Annotated in this window: 18 protein-coding genes; all 18 read right to left on the bottom strand. The window is 50.9% G+C overall.

Translation table 11 applies throughout. The features are described 5' to 3' along the window. Positions 1-6 precede the first annotated feature (6 nt). Positions 7-861 (bottom strand): flagellar type III secretion system pore protein FliP, encoded by an 855-nt coding sequence (gene fliP / locus AC6R03_RS04020; protein WP_500632304.1) that lies wholly within the window; start codon positions 859-861, stop codon positions 7-9. 19 nt (positions 862-880) lie between these two features. Next, positions 881-1,222: a flagellar biosynthetic protein FliO gene (gene fliO / locus AC6R03_RS04015; RefSeq protein ID WP_487902640.1), complete on the bottom strand. Its 342-nt coding sequence runs from the start codon at positions 1,220-1,222 to the stop codon at positions 881-883. A gap of 3 nt (positions 1,223-1,225) precedes the next feature. Continuing rightward, entirely contained in the window at positions 1,226-1,636 is a 411-nt protein-coding gene (gene fliN, locus AC6R03_RS04010; protein WP_334555254.1) for a flagellar motor switch protein FliN, read from the bottom strand. Between the two features lie 20 nt (positions 1,637-1,656). Continuing rightward, on the bottom strand, positions 1,657-2,706 hold the full coding sequence (gene fliM / locus AC6R03_RS04005) for a flagellar motor switch protein FliM (protein ID WP_334555253.1): 1,050 nt from the start codon (positions 2,704-2,706) through the stop codon (positions 1,657-1,659). 7 nt (positions 2,707-2,713) lie between these two features. Next, positions 2,714-3,211, bottom strand: a complete 498-nt coding sequence (gene fliL / locus AC6R03_RS04000) for a flagellar basal body-associated protein FliL (RefSeq protein ID WP_334555252.1) — start codon at positions 3,209-3,211, stop codon at positions 2,714-2,716. Positions 3,212-3,248: 37 nt separating this feature from the next. Further along, positions 3,249-5,351: a flagellar hook-length control protein FliK gene (locus AC6R03_RS03995; RefSeq protein WP_500632289.1), complete on the bottom strand. Its 2,103-nt coding sequence runs from the start codon at positions 5,349-5,351 to the stop codon at positions 3,249-3,251. Positions 5,352-5,478: 127 nt separating this feature from the next. Then, on the bottom strand, positions 5,479-5,919 hold the full coding sequence (gene fliJ, locus AC6R03_RS03990; protein ID WP_334555250.1) for a flagellar export protein FliJ: 441 nt from the start codon (positions 5,917-5,919) through the stop codon (positions 5,479-5,481). Between the two features lie 6 nt (positions 5,920-5,925). Beyond that, entirely contained in the window at positions 5,926-7,248 is a 1,323-nt protein-coding gene (gene fliI, locus AC6R03_RS03985) for a flagellar protein export ATPase FliI (RefSeq protein ID WP_500632290.1), read from the bottom strand. Further along, positions 7,248-8,051, bottom strand: coding sequence for a flagellar assembly protein FliH (gene fliH / locus AC6R03_RS03980; RefSeq protein WP_500632291.1), 804 nt, complete (start codon positions 8,049-8,051; stop codon positions 7,248-7,250). The genes fliI and fliH overlap by 1 nt, the downstream gene beginning before the upstream one ends. A 107-nt stretch (positions 8,052-8,158) precedes the next feature. Then, the gene (gene fliG / locus AC6R03_RS03975) at positions 8,159-9,211 is read right to left on the bottom strand and encodes a flagellar motor switch protein FliG (protein ID WP_487902636.1); all 1,053 of its coding nucleotides are present in this window, start codon (positions 9,209-9,211) and stop codon (positions 8,159-8,161) included. Next, a complete protein-coding gene (gene fliF / locus AC6R03_RS03970; protein ID WP_500632292.1) occupies positions 9,204-10,946 on the bottom strand; it encodes a flagellar basal-body MS-ring/collar protein FliF in 1,743 nt (580 codons plus the stop codon). The genes fliG and fliF overlap by 8 nt, the downstream gene beginning before the upstream one ends. Positions 10,947-10,961: 15 nt before the next feature. Then, positions 10,962-11,273, bottom strand: a complete 312-nt coding sequence (gene fliE, locus AC6R03_RS03965) for a flagellar hook-basal body complex protein FliE (protein WP_334555246.1) — start codon at positions 11,271-11,273, stop codon at positions 10,962-10,964. A 96-nt stretch (positions 11,274-11,369) separates the two neighbouring features. Further along, complete coding sequence (locus AC6R03_RS03960) at positions 11,370-12,776, bottom strand: sigma-54-dependent transcriptional regulator (protein WP_500632293.1); 1,407 nt, start codon at positions 12,774-12,776, stop codon at positions 11,370-11,372. Positions 12,777-12,778: 2 nt separating this feature from the next. Beyond that, the gene (locus tag AC6R03_RS03955) at positions 12,779-13,837 is read right to left on the bottom strand and encodes a sensor histidine kinase (protein WP_500632294.1); all 1,059 of its coding nucleotides are present in this window, start codon (positions 13,835-13,837) and stop codon (positions 12,779-12,781) included. Between the two features lie 120 nt (positions 13,838-13,957). Then, positions 13,958-15,424, bottom strand: a complete 1,467-nt coding sequence (locus AC6R03_RS03950) for a sigma-54 dependent transcriptional regulator (protein WP_500632295.1) — start codon at positions 15,422-15,424, stop codon at positions 13,958-13,960. 255 nt (positions 15,425-15,679) lie between these two features. Then, complete coding sequence (fliS, locus tag AC6R03_RS03945; RefSeq protein ID WP_500629280.1) at positions 15,680-16,090, bottom strand: flagellar export chaperone FliS; 411 nt, start codon at positions 16,088-16,090, stop codon at positions 15,680-15,682. A gap of 12 nt (positions 16,091-16,102) precedes the next feature. Then, the gene (gene fliT / locus AC6R03_RS03940; RefSeq protein WP_500625991.1) at positions 16,103-16,426 is read right to left on the bottom strand and encodes a flagellar protein FliT; all 324 of its coding nucleotides are present in this window, start codon (positions 16,424-16,426) and stop codon (positions 16,103-16,105) included. Then, complete coding sequence (fliD, locus tag AC6R03_RS03935; RefSeq protein WP_500632296.1) at positions 16,410-18,434, bottom strand: flagellar filament capping protein FliD; 2,025 nt, start codon at positions 18,432-18,434, stop codon at positions 16,410-16,412. Before fliD ends, fliT begins: the two co-directional genes overlap by 17 nt. Between the last annotated feature and the right edge of the window lie 13 nt (positions 18,435-18,447).

The raw sequence follows: 18,447 nt of genomic DNA, 5'->3' as shown, positions 1-18,447 counted from the left end.
CTCCCGCTACAACGCAAAACTGCCGGCCAAGGTCGACAAAATCAGGTTCCAACCATCCACCAGCACAAACAGCATCAGTTTGAATGGCAGCGAGACGATCATGGGTGAGAGCATCATCATACCCATGGCCATTAAGACAGAAGCGACCACTAGGTCAATGATGAGGAAAGGCAAAAAGAGCATAAAGCCGATTTGAAACGCCGTCTTGAGCTCAGAAGTAATGAACGCCGGGATCAGCACCGCCATCGACACATCTTCTGGAGCGGTTGCGTCGGAGCCCGAAATGTTGACAAAGGTTTCCAGATCTTTAACACGCGTCTGTTTGAGCATGAAATCTTTCATTGGCACTTGCGCCAAATCGAACGCGTCACGTGCCGTGATTTGTTCGTTGATGTAGGGTTGAATCGCGTCGTCGTTAATTTTACTCAACACTGGCGACATGATGAAAAAGGTAAGAAAGATAGCAATGCCAATGATCACTTGGTTCGACGGCGTCTGCTGCAAACCCATCGCTTGACGCAAAATCGACATCACGACAACGATGCGGGTAAATGAGGTCATCAAAATGACCATGGCAGGCAAAAAGCCCAGCATGGTCATCAAAGCGAGAATCTGTAGATTGACGGAATAGTCTTCTGTGCCGTCAGGGTTGGTGGTCATGGTAAAGGCAGGGATACCGCCGCCACCGCCGGTCAAGCTACCGGTCGACAACGTTTGTGCGCTGCTACCGGAAGCGCCTTGTTCACGCTCCATCGCCGAGACAGTCACAGACGATGCGCCCGCCGCATTACTCGGTACCGATGTCGCTAACTCCTCCTGTGCGACCACCGCCGTAGAGAGAAGAGACCATAGCAAGGTCATCCAGACCCAAAAAGTTCGACTACGATTTATCATTCTTTTTCAATAGCTGAGTCAGTTGGCTTGCAAACGGACTGGTGGCTAACTCCTCCTGAGAAAGTGGCTTATCCAACTTCGCAATCAACTGGATAGACTGCGCCGTCACGCCGACTAAGAACTGCTCTTCTCCGGCTTGAACAATCACGATACGCTCTTTAGTGCCCACCGCGATTTGGCGTACCACACTCAACCCCGGCTGATTGCCAATAGCGGGAACGCGCATTCGCTTGAGTAGCCAAGCCAAAAACAAAATAAAAGCGACAACGAACAAAAGCGACCCAAAGGTGGTCGCTATGTCTAACTGGCTATCGGTTGCAGGCCCCATGGCTTAACGAAGCTTCTTAATACGCTCAGTTTGGCTGATAACGTCAGTCAAACGGATACCAAACTTGTCATTGACCACCACCACTTCACCGTGGGCAATCAAGGTGCCGTTGACCAATACATCGAGTGACTCCCCGGCCAAGCGCTCAAGTTCGACCACTGAACCTTGGTTGAGTTGCAGCAGGTTACGAATGCTGATCTGCGAGCGGCCCACTTCCATAGAGATGGTGACCGGAATATCCAAGATGGTATCGAGCTTACGGCGCTCGTCATCGGAAATGGGTGAGGAGGTATCTTCTAACTCATCCAGTTGCGCTGACATCACTTCATCCACATCGATCTCTGGCGCGTTGGGATCTTCTCCTAGGGCTGCCGCCCATTCGTCCGCCAGTTTCTGATCGTCACTTGGTTCCATACCTAATTCCTACTCTTCAATTAATCTTCAATGTCGCCTTCGTCATCTTCTAACTCGGAGATAACATCTTTGCCCAAGAAGGCAATATCGGTTTTCACTACATCGGGACGCTTAATTTTTTCCGATATTTGTACCGCAAGGTTTTCCCCTGAACGGCCCATTTTGACCCGATAGGTCGGTAACTCTTCTACAAACATGGTGGCGTGCTCTGGCATATGGATCGGGATAATATCGCCAGGGCGCAGCTCCATTAGGTCGCGCAGGGAAATATCTTGCTCGAGCAAGTTAACGCGAAAGTTCACAGGAACATCCATGATCTCTTCGCGTAGCGCCGTACTCCAGCGCACGTCAGTTTCCATCTTATCCGATTGAACACCGGCATCGAGTAGCTCACGGATCGGCTCTACCATTGAGTATGGCATCACGACATGGAAATCGCCGCCCCCGCCATCCACTTCAATATGAAACGAACTCACAACGATCACTTCCGTCGGGCTGACAATGTTCGCCATGCTCGGGTTCACTTCGGAGTCGAGATACTCAAACTCGACCCCCATCACAGGCGACCATGCTTCTTTATAATCTTCAAAGACGATTTTGAGCAACAATTGAACAATTCGACGTTCGGTTGGCGTAAATTCACGCCCTTCAATCCGCGCGTGAAAACGGCCATCACCGCCAAAGAAGTTCTCCACCAAAATGAACACTAAGCGTGCTTCCATGGTGATCAGCGCCGTACCTTTTAGAGGTCGAAAGCGCACCATGTTGAGACTGGTCGGTACGTAAAGTGTATTTTGATACTCGCCGAACTTCATCATCTGCACGCCGTTGATCGAGACTTCAGCGGTTTTACGCAGCATGTTGAACAGGCTGATACGCATATGACGAGCAAAGCGTTCGTTGATCAGCTCGAGGGTTGGCATCCGACCACGAACAATGCGGTCTTGAGAGGAAAAGTCAAAATCGACGGCGCTCGCGTCTTGCTCGTTACTCTCTTCTTCTATCTCATCGACGTCATCGACGCCGTGAAGCAGCGCATCGATCTCATCTTGGCTTAATAGATCAGTCACGCGTCACCTATTGCATTACAAAATCAGTAAATAGCACACGTTCAATCACAGGCTGACCCACAGCTCTGGTCAAACTGGCTTTGATGTCATCCGTCGCTTTGTCGCGCAACTCCACGCGTCCGTTGACGCTGCGTAGTTGGTCCACCGTTGCCGAAGCAAACGTGCTCAGCAGGGAACTCTCGATCAGTGGCGAGTGATAGCGGGCCAGGTTTTCATTTTCGCTGCCACGCACCATCAACTGCACTTTGATCTGTACCATGCGGTCACGTTTGTCGCCCGTCACGTTAAACAAAAACGGCTGAGGAATATTGACATAAGAGACAGGCTCGGCGGGCGTCACCACTTGCTGTTGCGTTGCAGCCTGTTCTCCGGAGGGCTCATCTGAACCCATCAAAAAGAACGCGGCACCACCACCGCCAAGCAGCAAGACAACAACAACGGCCACTATGATCAGTAATTTGCCTTTCCCTTTGGGAGCTTCTGCGGTGATATCTTCGTCTGCCATAACTTAACGGTCTCTAAATCCTAGTTTTTCTAACAGTTTAAGCGTAATAACTGATTCCATCACGCTTTGTTGCTACATTCAAATCAAGATTGGTGTCTGGTTCAAGGTTTTCTTCACCGCCAAAGGCGTGATTGCTGCTCCCTTGACCATTTCCTTGCCCACTGCCTGTTGCATAGCGTCCTTGCTGCTGGCCAGAGGCCTGTTGCTGAACGGAGGTGTCTCCCAGCTGAACCCCTTGCTGAGCGAGCATTTCACGCAGTCTTGGCATCGATTGCTCGATAATATCGCGCGCGCCTTGGTTGGCGACAGTAAAGTGGACTGTGGCGCCGTCACCATTCATGTTCATGCGAATTTGCAAGCGGCCTAGCTCAGGGGGATCAAGGCGAATGTCGATGTTTTTCAAGTTTTTCGACATCATCATCTGTACGCGCTCTGCCACTTGATCCGCGGCTACATCACGGCTGAGCTGCAAAGGAACTTGCGCAGGATTGGCTTGCTCCGCACGCATGCCATTAGGTTGAGTGCCAAGCTGCTGCCCACTCGCGGCAGCCAACTGCTGAGCAAAATGCTCGCCCGATGCCGCCTCTTTGCTCTCCCCACTTTGGGCGGCGCCCATCGCGACTTTCGATCCCAACGCCGATTTTAACAGTGCCTGCTCTTGCAGTGCCGGGTTCGCCGCCACATTCGGCATCGCGCTGGCGCTTAGGTCGGTGGGTATAGGCGATGTGGGGATCGCTTGCGTGGCAGCGTTAGGAATAGGCGAAGTGGCAGCCTGTTGCAGCGGCGTAGGTGTCACTGACTGCGTTTGATGCATCGCTTGTTGTACTGAGTGCGCGAGCACCGCTTGCTGAGATTTCACTTGCGGATCTCGGGCCAGATTGACCTCCTCTTTGACCACCGCCTCACCTTGTACGGCCCATGGGATGGCTGTTGCTTGCATTGGCTTTTCGGTATCCGTAAGAGTATCGGCCGATACGGTTTGGGGCTCTGCAGTCAAGGAGGCAGCAGAGACATTGGTCGCTTGCTCTGCTCTGTTCGTATCAACGCCAGCTTCACTTAATTCCGTGCCTACCATCATGGCGCTGGCATTCAGTGCGTTTGGCGCAGCGGTCGCATCGGCTTGATGTTGCTCGGTGTTGAAACGGTGTTGAGTCGACTTATCTACAGGCAATGCATCGGTTGGTGTGGGGTCTTGTCCCGCTTTTGCCGCCACACTCGCGGTCACTGCAGCGGCAACCTGAGGCGAAGCACCATCTTGTTCGCTATCCACAAGTGGAGACTCCACATTAAGGTACTTTTTCGCCGATTCCGCTTTCGCCTGCTCAGATACCTCGCTTACAGCAAGCGATTCGCCATCGCTGCCAGTAGCCGAGGCCGAAGACGCGGCGGCTTGCACTGCATTTGCATCTTGACCTTCATCTCTAGCCTGGCTATTTGCGTGCAGGGTTTCGCCGTGCACTCTCACCACTTCACTCTCATTTGAGCGCACAAAGGATTCTGGTTGGGTCTTTTCATCGCCTTGAGCGGAGATGGCGGCGGCTTGAACAGACACTTGCCCTTCAGCAGACACTTTAGGCGTATCCGTTGCAGGATCGAGCTTGGCGGCATTGGCTTCATGAGGCAAGTTCTTGCCGTCTTTTGCCTTGAGGGCGCGATTAGATTCATCCAGACGCTGCAATACTTGGTCATTGTCGGACACAATTTTCGCCGCTTGGTCTTTCGGCAGGGAGGCCTCGCTATCATCCGTCGCAGCCAACACCTTAGCTGAGGCTGCGCGATCGCTTTCGCCTTTTGCACCGTCGGCTTTCGAACTTACCGATTCGGCCTCGAGTAACTCGTCGGTAGATTGATTGGCGGTCGATGTCGACTTATCGCCGTTAGACGTTGACTTAGACGCCTCACTCGCGCTTGCTTGCTCTGTGGGGGCTTTTTCTGCGGGTGCTTTCTCTACAGGGACTTTGCCTTGCGCTTTTACCCCATCACCTGAGCCGTCGCCTTTTCCGCCTTCACCTTTAATCAGCGCAGCGAGTTTAGAAAAAAAGCCTTCTCCACTGTTTTTCTCAGTGCTGGCCTCACCCGTGCTTGGCGCGACCTTAGCGGCTTTTCCGCTGTCAGAAACAGACGATAAATTGATATTCATAGTTGAGCTACTCACAGTTAATCATCTCGAAACAGCGCAGAGACGGAACAGGGGTTAGCTAGGATATCAGCAAAAATCACGCCATAGTTGGAAGCTAATACGAAGTTTTTACGATGATAATGAGCGATCAGTTCGGCTTCCGCCGTGAATATTGCAAGGTGGCAAACTCATCCATCAGCTTTTGCTCGCGATGCTCTTGTTCACGCGCTTTTTCACTGCGTTTTTTCTCCATCAGCCATTCATACGAACGTCGCTGTTTGCGACGCTCCAGCCAGTGCTGCTCACAGCTTTCTACCTGACTCTTAAAATGGTGCTCGGCTTTCTGCTGTTTGGCGAGGGTCTCATCGAGCGTGGTTAAAAAGCGGTTTAAGTGGGTATATTGGCTAGCCGTTAACCCTTGCTGACCTCGTTCAACCAGTTGCTGGCAGTAATCTAGGCGGTATTGCTCAATCTGTTTGAGCTGTCGGTAATAGCCTTCTAGCTCACCGCGAGCCTGTGTAAGCGCCATGACCGCCTGATTTTCCTGTTCTTTCGCCTGCTCTAGCAAGAATGCCAACGCGTTATCCATCGACTATCACTCCCCTTGCAGCAAGTTCTTGAGCATATTTACGCACATATCGTACGGCACGCTCTCTTTCATTCCTTGCTGTAGATAACCATCGAGTTTCGGCTTGATAGTAAACGCGCCATCAATCGCTGCATCGGTACCCGGTTTGTAAGCACCAATAGAGACCAGATCTTGATTCTTGCGACAAATCGAGAGGATTTGTCTCACCGCTTTGGACATCAAAATATGCTCATCGGTGGTGATCTGTGGCATGACACGACTGACCGATTTTTCGACATCAATCGCTGGATAATGACCCGCATCGGCCATTTCTCGCGAGAGCACAACGTGACCATCGAGAATGGCTCGCGATGCGTCTGCTATCGGGTCCTGCAGGTCATCCCCTTCGGTCAGTACGGTAAAAAATGCGGTAATGGAGCCCTGATCGGGGCCACCGTTACCGGCTCGCTCTACCAAAGCGGGTAATTTGGCAAAGACCGAAGGCGGGTAACCTTTGGTTGCCGGCGGTTCGCCAACCGATAGCGCAATTTCACGTTGCGCTTGAGCAAAACGGGTTAAGGAGTCCATTAAAAGCAGCACATCGAGCCCTTGATCGCGAAAATATTCCGCAATGGTCAGGGCGGTCTGGCACCCTTTCAAACGCATCAACGGCGAGGCATCGGCGGGCGCTGCGACCACCACAGAGCGCTGGCGACCATCCACACCCAAAATTTCTTCGATAAACTCTTTCACTTCTCGGCCACGTTCACCGATCAAGCCGACCACCACCACTTGCGCAGTTGTGCCTCGAGTCATCATACCGAGTGTCACCGATTTACCGACACCAGAACCGGCGAACAGACCAATACGTTGGCCTTTGCCCACTGTCAATAAGCCGTTGATCGCTTTAATGCCGACATCCAGCGGCTCCGTGATCGGTTTACGTGCCAGCGGATTAATCGGCTGCACATTAAACGAGGCTTTTTTCTCGGTATAAATCGGGCCAAGACCATCGAGTGGGTTGCCTACGCCGTCAATCACTCGACCAAGAAGCTCCATACCAACAGGCAGGCCTGCATCACTGGTCAGCGGCGTCACTTTCGCCCCGGGCAGCACGCCGGTGATCTGCTCACTCGGCATCAAAAAAAGGTTGTCGCCAGAAAAGCCGACCACTTCGGCTTCCATTTCACCGTGCATGGTTTCCACGGTACACAAACTGCCAATCGGAGCCCGGCACCCGGTCGCTTCGAGCGTTAATCCCACCACGCGAATCAACTTACCGGACGCCACTGGGCGACACGTTAACCCGTGGGTTTTGTACTGGCCAAGACGCTGAGCGAGCTCGAGCATCACTCAACACCTTGATGGCGATTGACACCACAAAAGCTTTGGATCACGCTGCGAATCCTATCTTCAAGGCGATAGTTGACACTCGACTCCCCCGCTTCAATTTGAACATCGCCCCGATTGAGAGCAGGCTCACTCATCAAGTTCCAATTACGCAGGTTCAATTCGTCTTCGCCATAGGCAGAACGGATAATAGCGACATCGTCGGGGTGAAGTTTTAAGGTAATCGCGTGACCGGAAATAGGCAGAGATTCCACCGACTGTTTGATGGTGTCTAGAATGACTTGAGGATTGGTTTGAACTTCGACATGCACCACCTCTTTCACCAAAATGAGGACCATATCGACCAACTGTTTTTCCACTTGGGCGTTCATCAGTTCAAGCGGCTGAGCGAATTGGTTGGCTAAGTTGATGAAGGTATCGACTTGTTCTTTGATAAAGGCTTCGCCTGCCGTGACACCTTCTTGACGGCCCGCTTCGAGCCCTTCTTGATGGCCTTCCGCTAAGCCTTGCTCTTTGCCTTTCTCATAGCCTTGCTTGAAACCGGCTTCTTGACCTTGCAGCAATCCATCTTGATACGCCTGCTGCTTGATGTGCTCAATTTGCTCATCGGTCAGCTCAACGGGCGCCTCTTCTTCAGGTTCGGTGGGCAAAGGCATCCAGCTCGGATCGTAATTCAACGCCGTTTCTTTGGCTTGCTTGTGAGTGTGTGACGTGTAGTCAGGCATGCCCCAGCGCTCCGCTTTTTGGACCACCACTTCTTCATCATCCAATCGTAAAAAACCGCGCTTTCTTTCTCCGGCCATAACACTTTTACTCACTGAGTTACTGATCGTTCACTGAATTACTGATCGCTCTTCGCGTTGATTTGCGTTGCGGTCATCACTCGGTTGAGCGGTGATGACCCAAACCATTACAAGAACTCGTCTGCGCCGCCGCCAAGCATAATTTCGCCCGCATCGGCCATGCGACGGGCGATCGCCAAGACTTCTTTTTGAGCGGTTTCCACGTCCGACACCTTGATCGGAGGCATGGCTTCAAGATCATCACGCATCATCTCAGCTGCACGCTTGGACATGTTCTTGAAGATCTTCTCGCGCAGTGCGTCATCGGCACCTTTGAGTGCACGCTGCAACGCATCTTGCGGAACATCACGCAGCAATTTTTGGATACCTTGGTCGTCGACCTCGATCAAATTCTCGAACACGAACATCAAATCTTGGATTTGTGTCGCCATATCTTCGTCTTGATCGCGCATCTGCTCCATCAAGACGCCTTCGATGTTGTTGTCCATGTAGTTCATGATTTCGGCTGCGGCTTTCAGGCCACCAATCTTGGCGGCTTGCGCCCCTGCTTGACCCGCAAACTGCTTCTCCATGATTTCGTTTAGCTCGGCCAATGCTGAAGGCTGGACTTCCTCGAGGTTAGCAATACGCATCATCAGGTCGAGACGATCGCGCTCGGCAAATTGAGACAAAATCTCCGCCGATTGATCGGGCTCTAGGTAAGACAAGACAATCGTTTGAATCTGTGGGTGTTCGTTGACGATGATGCTGGCCACTTGACGTGGGTCCATCCACTTGAGGGAATCAAGGCCTTTCGAGCCCGTACCCAGCAGGATTTGGTCAACCAAGTTATTCGCTTTGTCTTCACCGAGCGCCGCCACTAGGGCATTACGCATGAAGTCTTCGCTACCCATACCAATGTTGGTGTATTTTTGGATATCTTCAAGAAAAGCGCGGTGCACCGCCCCAACTTTGTCTTGGCTTAAATCCGACGCGCGTGCCATAGCGCTACCCACGCGTTGTACTTGTTTGGGCTCTAAGTGGCGAATAATGCCTGCTGCGTCCTCTTCATTGAGACTCAACAATAGAATCGCCGCGCGCTCCTCACCCGGTATTGATTCAATATCCACGGTGTTTTCTGATTCTTCACCGCCCCCCTGTGGGACCATTTCGTTAGGCATTTTGCATCCAGTTCTTCACAACTTGTGCCGCGAGTTCCGGCTCATTCGCAACCAATGCACGAACCGCTTTCAGCACGTCTTCATCTTTGTGTAGATTTGGAAGGTCAATACTTGAGCCAAACTCAAACAGCTCGCCACCTTCTAAATCACTCCCAATTAAGCTTGTTTCACCATCGGCGCCAATCGGTAAGCCATCTGGGCCATACAGTTGTTCATCGTCATCCGATGCTGGGTTGAGCAGTTTCTTCATGGCTGGGCGCACAAGCACCAGTACCACCACAATAATCACGAGCGCACTAGCAAACCAACGTACCCAGTCGTTGAAATTCGGGTGTTCCCATAGTGGCACATCTTGGACGATATCCATCTCTGGCTCAGCAAATTGCATGCTCAGCACATTCAATAAATCACCGCGATTTTCGTTAAAGCCAACAGCGCCGACCAACACTTGTCGAATCGAGTTTAGGTCCGCATCCGAGAGCGGCTGGTAGGTTGTCTCACCGGTTTCAGGGTTGACCACAGCACGATTTTTTATCGCGACGGCGACCGTTTGGCGATTCACGACACCGGTTTGACGACGCTCATGGCTGATGGTGGTATCGAGTTCGAAGTTGCGCGTCGCTTCTTTATGCACCGAACCTTGGCCAAGTAGCGACCCATCTTTCATTTGGGCCACATCTTGAGGAATGGAGGCATCGGCAGGCGGTTGATTACTCAGTGCGCCTGGCACGCCAGCGACCACATTGCCATTGTTGTAATCTTCAAGGGTGTATTCACTGCGCGTTGCCGGCGTATTAGGGTCAAAGCTCTTACGCGTCTGTTCGACCGCACTAAAATCAAGTTGGATATCGACCTGAGCGGTGTAATTGCCAAAGCCTAATATTGGGATCAATACAGAATCAATTTTGTCACGCAAGGCTTGTTCTTGTTTACGCTCTAGCTCATGCTCTTTGCGTCTTGCCGCAGAGGCTGGATCTTGCGAGCCAGAGCTCAGTAAACGCCCATGCTGATCCGTCACGGTAATGCGGGTCGGCTTCATGCCCGGAACTGCGCTCGCGACCATATCCACAATCGAGTCGACCTCTTCTTGCTTAAGGCTGGTGCCGGTACGCAAAGTCAAAAATACCGACGCTGAGGCCTCTTGATTGTGACGCACAAACACACTTTGCTTAGGCAGCGCAAGCAGCACACGCGCTTTGCGTATTTGGGTCATCTCTTCTATCGCTTTAGAGAGCTGGCGTTCACGGCTGAGCTTAAGGCGCTCTTGCTCGAGACGTTGAGAAACCCCAAATCCCATGTCTTGCAACAAGATCTCGTCACCCGCCTGTTTCTCGGTGTTGAGCCCCGCGCGGACCATGTTGAGTTTGAGTGAGTTGTAATCGCTCGCAGGCACCAAAATAGTGTTGCCGTCGAGTTTGTAGTCTAGCTTTTGCTGATCAAGGTAATCTAAGACAGGAATCAATTCCTCGGTATCGTACGCTCCGAGTGGGCGCATATCGGGCTCTTTGACCCAAAAAAACAGCATCACAATCAATGCGACACAGATTGAGATCGACAGAACCAGCACCACTTGACGCAGCAGGTCGAGATCGCCCACCGCCATATCAAACTTGGAGCTGCTTTTTTCATCAAGATCGGGGTTTTGACCACCGCTATCGATATCCGTCGATAGCATGGTGCTATCGACATGGTCATCCGCTACGGTTAGGTCTGTGGATTGAGTTGGTTCTGCCACCGTCGATACCTACTATTAAACTGGCATATTCATCAATTCTTTGTACGCTTCAACAAACTTGTTTCGTACTTGGATTGTCGCATCAAAGGCCACGCTCGATTTGTTGCGGGCAATCATGACATCTGACAAAGAGACATCTTCATCTCCGCGGTCAAAGCGCATTTGTAAGTTGCTCGAGGTTTTCGAAAGTTGATTGACGTTATTGATGGCATTGTTGAGTAAGTCGCCAAAATCCGCCCCGACCGTATGACCGGTGGCGGCAGGTCTGGTGTTACTTGCTTCAAACATCATGGCTTGCATTTCGCCCTGAAAACCGTCAATTTTCATCCGTACCTCGATTGTCAACTCTTTGACATTTTGTTCTGCTGTTTCTCTGACGCTGCAAACTGTATGCCACGTTTGAATGAGACGAAAAATAGCACGTTAGTTAGGAATATCAATCCCCGCATCACGCATTTTCGCTAACTTGTAGCGCAAGGTACGTGGACTGATACCCAGCTTCTCGGCCATCTCTTTGCGGCGCCCTTTGCACTCGGCCATGGTCTCCAAAATGATTGCGTATTCTTGGTCACGAAGCTCGCCTCCCAAGCCACTTCCCCCTGAGAGCTGACGCGATGCCTCCGCTTCAGCAATCGGCTTGACCTCCGGCGCCATCACATGACTCTCTTGAACGACTTGTTGTAAGCCTGACGCGTCATGCCAATCGTGCCCTTCTAACAGAATGTGCTCAGCGTGAATCTGCCCTTGATCGCTAAGAATCAGGGCACGTTGCACCACGTTATCCAATTCACGTACGTTGCCAGGCCAACGGTAAGTCAGCAATTTATGAATCGCACTTTGCTCCAACTGCGGAACCGGCATCCCAAGTTTTGAACAGTGACGCTGCATCAAGTGATTAGCGAGCGGTTCAATATCCCCCGGTCGGTCACACAGTGCTGGCCAAGTAATCGGAAAGACATTGAGGCGGTAGTACAAATCTTCGCGAAAATGCCCTTCTTGGACGTATTGCTTAAGATCGCGGTTACTGGTCGCCAGTACGCGCACGTCCAGTTTGATGCTTTTGCGACTCCCCAAACGTTCCACTTCTCGCTCTTGCAAAACACGCAGCAGTTTGGCTTGTAGGCTCAAGTCCATCTCACTGATTTCGTCGAGTAAAATCGTACCGCCTTGCGCTTGCTCAAACTTACCCGGACACGCTTGAACGGCGCCCGTAAAGGCCCCTTTCTCATAACCAAATAAGGTAGCTTCAAGCATATTATCTGGGATCGCGGCGCAGTTAATCGCGACAAAAGGGCCCTCTTTGCGCAATGACGCATTGTGTATGTAGCGAGACATCACCTCTTTGCCCGAACCGCTTGGGCCAAGCACCATCACGCTCGCATCGGTTTTCGCCACTTTATCGGCCAACGCCATCAGCTTAAGGCTTTTTTGGTCTGCGACTACAGCGTCGCCATTGTCATCCGATTTGATCGGCGCGTATCGGCTGACCATATTAAGTAGGACTTCTGGAGCAAAAGGTTTTGCCATGTAGTCAATGGCGCCCTCTTTCATCGCTGACACGGCATCTTCGATATTGGCGTAGGCCGTCATCAATAGCACCGGCAAGTTAGGCCAGTGCTGCTTGATGTTTCTTAGCAAGGCGAGACCGCCCATGCCTGCCATTTGCACATCAGAAACAACGATATCCACCTCTTGGCTTTTCAGCTTAACCAACGCGTCTTCTGCGCTGTCCGCTTCAAGCCATTCGTACCCCGCCAGCGCTAACGTATCGACCAACGCTTCGCGTAGACCTTCATCGTCTTCAACGATCAGTACTTTGCTTTGAGCCATTGTTATTCTCCAGTGCTTAAATCTTGATTAGGTTCCACATTGCGCTGCAACGGAATACACATGGTGAAGCATGCGCCATCACCCGGTTCTGATATGAGCTCTAAACGCCCATCGTGCGCTCGACACACCATCTGTACCACCGCAAGGCCAAGCCCAGTACCTTGAGAGCGTGTGGTGAAAAAGGGCTCCATGATTTTGCTTTGCAGCTCAGGGGGTACCCCTGGGCCACTGTCTTGAACCGAGATTTTCAGTTCACCCTTCACGGGCCTAAAAAAGACGTCGAGTTGAGACTCTTTGCCTGCAATTTGGATCGCATTCATCACCAAATTGCTCAAAGCTGAAGCTAGCGCATTGGCATTGCCGAGTAGTAAGGTCTCTTCTTGCTCTACTTCTAAATGATAGTCTATCTGATTGTTCTTTAACGCGGTCTCCACCATGGGGGAGAACTCATCCACTAACTCGCCAATGCAAAAAGGTTTAACGACTTTGTTGTCGCCACCTTTGGCAAACAGCAACATGTCATTGACCTGTTTTTCCAAATCGTGCAATCGATCCATTAATTTGGATTGGAATCGGTCTTTCGTTGCAGGAGGCAGATTCGGCGCCACCAAATTGGAAGCGTACAACATGGCACTCGACAGAGGCGTTCTCACCTGATGGGCCAGCGACGCCACCATGCGCCCAAGCGAAGAGAGCCGCTGCAAATCACTGATGCGCGACTGCAACAAACGCGTCTCGGTAAGGTCAGTGATGAGAATCAATTGCCCTGTCGCCGAGGCGGAAATCGCCAGTCGGACTTTACGCCCGTTGCGCAAAGAAATTTCATGGCCGTCATCCTCACGCGGCGCAAACGCGTGCTGAATTACTTCAAACCAACGCGACCCCACCAGCGGAACTTCAAGTAATTTTTGCGCTTCAGGGTTGGCTTCTCGCACAACACCTTGTGTATCGAGCAAAATGACACCTGCAGGCATCACATCCAACACTTGCTGATAACGTGCTACTTGCTCTTCGAGCGTGCCCAGTGGCATCGCGGGTTCTGTCGGTGGGTTTGAGGTCATGTCGACATTCTTATCGTAAATACAACAATAGCCTGAAATGCAAATTGCATACCAGGCTATTTTATATATTTTTCAAAGACTTACAAAAGTCGATTATTTGACAGTTGAGTTTTTGTCGCTTTAGCGCTGCAAATTATATTTGCGCATTTTCTCAACTAAGGTGGTGCGTCGCATGCCTAGCATGTCCGCTGCGCGTGCCACAACACCACTTTGCGCTTCAAGGGCTTGATTGATCATGTTGACCTCAAGCTCTGCGAGCATCTCTTTGAGATTGACTCCTTCGGGCGGCAGATCTTGCGGCGCGTTATCAAACTCTTGAAATGGGTCGCTCCCTTCAAAGCTAAAGTCTTCAGAGAAAATATCATGCAAGGCATCACGCTCCTGCTCTTCAACCGACTCCGTAGAGTGGTACTCTGGTTGAAACTCAGGAATGTCACTATAACGATACTTGGTGGGTAAGTGGTTAACGTCAACCAAACTGTTGGGATAGAGGATAATCATACGCTCTACTAAGTTCGCGAGCTCGCGGACATTGCCAGGCCACTCATGTTCCATCAATGAATTGATAGAACGAGGCGTGAAGCAAATAGGCTGCGATCCTTCCGATTCCATTCGCGTCATCAACTCTTGCAATAGCAACGGAATGTCTTCTTTACGATCACGCAGAGCGGGCATTTCGATTGGAAAAACGTTGAGACGATAGTAGAGGTCTTCGCGGAAAGATTGATCCACAATCATATTATCAAGGTTCCGGTGAGTAGCGGCAATCACTCGTACGTTGACACGAATCGTGGTGTTGCCACCAACACGTTCAAATGTGCGCTCTTGCAAAACCCGCAACAGTTTAACTTGCATCGGCATCGGCATATCGCCGATTTCATCCAAAAAGAGTGTACCGCCTTCTGCCAGCTCAAAGCGCCCTTTTCTTGAAGTGATCGCGCCGGTAAACGCGCCCTTTTCATGACCAAACAATTCGCTTTCCAGCAGGTCCGGTGGAATAGCGCCGCAGTTGATCGGCACAAAAGGCCCATTGCGTCGCGCTGAGTGGTAATGAATATTGCGTGCCACCACTTCTTTACCTGTACCGGACTCACCCAGAATCAACACATTCGCTTCCGTGCCAGACACTTGCTCGATTAGGTGACGCACTTCCTTAATGCCCATGCTCTGGCCAACCAGACTTCGGAACAAGGTGTTTTTTCGAGTCGATGCAGAGACATTCACACCTTTGCGGCCTAGAAAGTCTTTGCAGTGACGTAAGGCTTCACTGAGTTGCGGGTAATTTAATGGGTATTCGAGATCGCCAACATAATTGGTCAGCTCATCGACGGGATAAGAATGCGTACCGGCTATCAGTAAAGGGATATGGTTGGCAGAGGCCAGTTTTTCACTCAGGCTTGCAGGCAGTGAGTCTCCAATCAGGGAACCGACGATACAGCCGCCCCACAAACCAGACCAATTGGGCTCTTCTAATTGGCGAGAAGAGATGGCCTCACACTGTTCTCCTACAAACTCCAATATGTTACTCAGATTGATTTGCGCCTGCGCGTCATCCTCAATCACGAGAATTTTTGCTAAACCTTGCATAGGTGAGAATATTTGCCTTTTATCAGAAACGTTGTGGCTGTTTTATCTGTTCTAACGTCTTTCAATTACAGTGTAGGTGTAACGACAGAGAATGTATAAACTTCTACAACAAAAATAAGCCACTAGGCTACGTAGTGACTTATATTCTATGTGATAAATAGCAAAAGGCAACCGAGCAATAACTCGGTGTGATGTTAAGCCAAAAGCGCGTTAATGAAAGGCTTTCGACTTAACATTTCTTGACCGAAGTGCGGGTTAAATGCCCACTTCTGCTGCGGTAAGGTTATGAAACTCAGTGGGTATTTGATCCCATGCTGATTTGATTTCACGGATAATCTCAATCACATCGTCAATAGGCTGCGGTTCATTTTTATGATTCGCTTCCGTGATCTGAGTGATCATAAACTCATAGAGTTGATCGAGATTCTGTGCAATGTCACCGCCATCATCCATCGATAAGCAGCTGCGTAAGCTGATGATGATGTCTAACGCTTTACCCAAACGCTCTCCCTTCACTGGAACATTGCCAGCTTGCATTGCTGCTTTCCCTTGAATAAGACGCTCGATAGCTCCAGCCATCAGCATTTGCACTATCTTATGCGGGGAGGCCGCACTGAGCTGGCTATCAACCGATACCTTCTTGTAAGCCTGTAAAGAACCACGCATAACTATCCTCTTTTATAAAAACTTTTTGTACTGCTGAACCGAACGTTGACCATGACGATACTGTTTTAGCGCTTGGCCTGCGAGGGCCGTTTTCTGTTGCATCAACTGCACCATGGCTGCAGTGTCATCTATGGCGCGTTGCCAAGCAGGCAATTGCGCTAACTCAGGGCACTGTTCGATCATGCAGAGTAACTTCTGCAATATCTGTTCCCTTGTATCGACTTGGGCGGTGATTTCTTCAGTATTTATGTCATCTATTGAAAGCAGATGGCCAATAGCTTGATCAATATCACACAAAGTGGCCAGTTGCGCCGAAAAATCATCCGCCAAGTGCATTCATCATCCCTGCTAACTGTGATTGCATTTTACCGGTCGCGTCCTGCATCGCCGAAAATTTGGCGTGAGTTCGCTGCTCCAAACTCTCCATGCGGCGATCCAGTGCCGCCTGATCATCTCGAAGACCATAGTTGCGTTCAATCATGCTCTGTTCACGAGTTCGAATCGACCCAGTCGCGCCAGTTAACCCTTGAATGGCATCTTCCACTTTCTTGGCAAACCCTTGATTGCCGCCAAAGAAGGCTTCAAGCTTATTGAAGTTATTGTTGATTTGCCTGTCGAGCATCGCGTAATTAATCTCAAGATTACCCTGACGTGTGGTGGTGATACCAAACTCGGTTAATGTTTTGAGGTCATCGGGCGCAGGCTCAATAGCGGATGAGAAAACAGATTTCAACCTAGCATCGGCATTGCGGACGATACTGTCGCCTGATAGTGGGCCCGCCATGCCTGTACGGGGATCGACTCCAGACAGTTCTTTTGATACTTGATAGAACTGATTGTAAGCAGCAACGAATTGTTCAATATCTTGGCGTACACCTTCTCGGTCATACTCAATATCGATTTCCGATGCGGGTTTCCCGGGTGTCGTACGACCTTTTAAGGTTAAATCGACCCCTTCAATGGCATTTTCGATAATGTTGTTGTCACTCGACAACTGGGCGACACCATCAAGCATCACTTTGGAGTCTTGGGCTGCTTGGACCTGCGTCATCCCGCGATAAGACTCAAAAGAGCGTTGTGCGTCCTCAAGGGCTTTTTGCGCGGCATCGACACGTTCTAGATATTCGCGCTCTTCTTTCGGTAATTTTGCTCGCTCCAACTCTTTGGCTTGTTCTGCCGTCAATTCGCCAGCATCAACGCGCTGCTGAAGCGCGGCTTTTTCGTCGGCCACCTTCTGCTCAATACGGGCTTGTTCTGCTTCGAGCTTGGCTTGCGCCTCTTTCGGCGTCACGTAGGAGTCTGTCAGTGTGCCTGACGCGGTGTTACTCCATCCAGGGACATCACCGGCTTTCTCGCGCGCTTTGGCATCGAGCTCAGGCTCTGGTTCCCAATAAGAGTCGAGCAAGGTCCCTGAAGCGGTTTCCGTCCAACCTGGAATGCGGTCTTCTGGTTTGATGTACTTGTTCGCCTCAACACCCGCACCGGCCGCCGCTGCTGCTGCACTATCGGACAGCTCATTCCCTGCTGACGCATCTTTGGCGGCGTTAGGGTCGGCTTGAATGGCCGCTTGCTTTGAGGCATCGGCAATTTCCTGATCGACAAGTTTTGCCGCTTCGATGTTTCTTTGCGCGATGTTGTCGGCAATCGCTTGCTCTTCTGGAGTGAGAGGGACAAGCAGCTCTTGCGCCTGAGCACGTGCACGTTCGAGATCTTTCACGCGCTGCTCAAGCGTTTTGTATTCTAGATTTTTAAGTAGATCACCCGGCTGTGCGTCTGCAAGCAGCGATACGCTGTTCTCTTCGCCGGATTTATTGGAGGCGACGATAAGACGAGGGCCGTCTACGTCGTTAATGATTGAGGCGCGAACGCCTGGATTGGCTTTATCGTTGTTGATACCACGTACAATATCGACCAGTTTCGAGCCGGATTGAACATCGACATCAAAACTTCGGTTGCCCATTGAAATCTGCAGCTTGCCCGGTCCAAATTTGCCATCTGCTGGCAAAACATCAGACGCAATTTTATGACTTTGGGCAAGCTGCAACACATCGATAGCGTATCGACCAGCGATAGCTTCTGTGGTTGCCGTCGCGGAGACAACAGAGTCATCGGTCGTATCGACCTTTCTTGCTGCAAACGCTTTCTCTGTACGAAAGTTTTGCATCAAGCTTCTCATCGTATCCAGCGACTCTCTGAGTCGCCCATAGGCACTGATACTAGACTCAATTTCGGCTCGCTCATTGTCGATACGTTGCTGCTTAGGCACACGCTCCGAATCAACAATTTTGCTGACCATGGAATTGATGTCCATGCCAGTGTTCATCCCAATAGGGCCAAAACTCATTCAATCACCTCGA

It is taken from the genome of Vibrio sp. R10-SG-ISO4 (assembly GCF_059834135.1).
This window is presented reverse-complemented; position numbering and strand designations above follow the sequence as displayed.